The sequence below is a fragment of the Streptococcus suis genome (genome assembly GCF_002964045.1).
Taxonomy (GTDB): domain Bacteria; phylum Bacillota; class Bacilli; order Lactobacillales; family Streptococcaceae; genus Streptococcus; species Streptococcus suis_U.
In genome coordinates this window covers 1-1,020 of the sequence record NZ_POPB01000174.1, presented here as the reverse complement: position 1 = coordinate 1,020, position 1,020 = coordinate 1, and the positions used below count along the sequence as shown (strand labels likewise).

Below are 1,020 nucleotides of genomic sequence, written 5' to 3'. Positions count from 1 at the left end.
AAAGATCCGTCCACAATCTCAAAAGAAGTTCGGAGAAATAGAGTGGTGAAAGAGAACTCTAGTACTTCCAATTGTGAGGCCTGCCCTCTGCTCAAAAAGGCTCCCTACGTTTGTAATGCCTGTCCGAAAAAGAGAATCAATTGTGGATACCAGAAACAGTTCTACTATTCCAAAAGAGCTCAGCTTGATTATGAAGCTAAGCTATCAGATTCGAGAACAGGCATTGCCCTAAACAAGGAAGAATTCTACCGCATGGACGAGATTGTCTCTTCAGCCATCCAAAAGGGACAACATCTCAACCACATCATCGCCTCAAACGAACTTTCGGTATCCAGAGCTTCTATCTACAGATACCTTGAAAAAGGGTATCTGTCCACTAAACCTATTGATTTCCCCCGTGTCGTGAAATTCAGAAAACGGAGAACCAGAGATCTTCCTCCTATTCCTAAAAAAGTCAAAGAAGGACGGTCCTACGAGGACTTCCAACGCTTTCTTACTAAAGAAGGCATCAGCTATTGGCTGGAAATGGACACCGTGACTGGAAGGATTGGAGGAAAGGTGCTTCTCACCTTTAATCTATCCTTCTGTAACTTTATCTTCGCTCGATTACTTGACAACAAAACGGCCAATGAAGTCGCTAAACACCTCTACGTTATCAAGAACGACCTGCATCAGAAAGAGAAGGACTTCTGCGAACTATTCCCTGTCATTCTGACCGATAATGGTGGTGAGTTCGCTAGAGTGGACGACATCGAAATGGATGTTCGCGGAGAATCAAAGCTATTCTTCTGTGACCCCAATCGTTCTGACCAGAAGGGGAGAATTGAGAAAAATCATACACTTATCAGGGACATTCTTCCTAAGGGAAGTTCTTTTGACAACTTGACACAGGAGGACATCAACCTGATTTGTTCGCATGTCAACAGCGTCAAACGAGCTGCTTTCAACGGAAAATCCGCTTATGAACTCTTTACATTTACCTACGGTGAGGAATTAGCAACACTTCTGGGTATCTCTAAA

1 protein-coding gene is annotated in these 1,020 nt (G+C 43.4%); it reads left to right on the top strand.

Features of this window, described 5'->3' with window-relative positions; all coding sequences use genetic code 11:
• Positions 1-1,020 (top strand): IS30 family transposase (locus tag C1E99_RS01130; protein WP_105206351.1); only part of this gene is annotated, 1,020 nt, incomplete at both ends.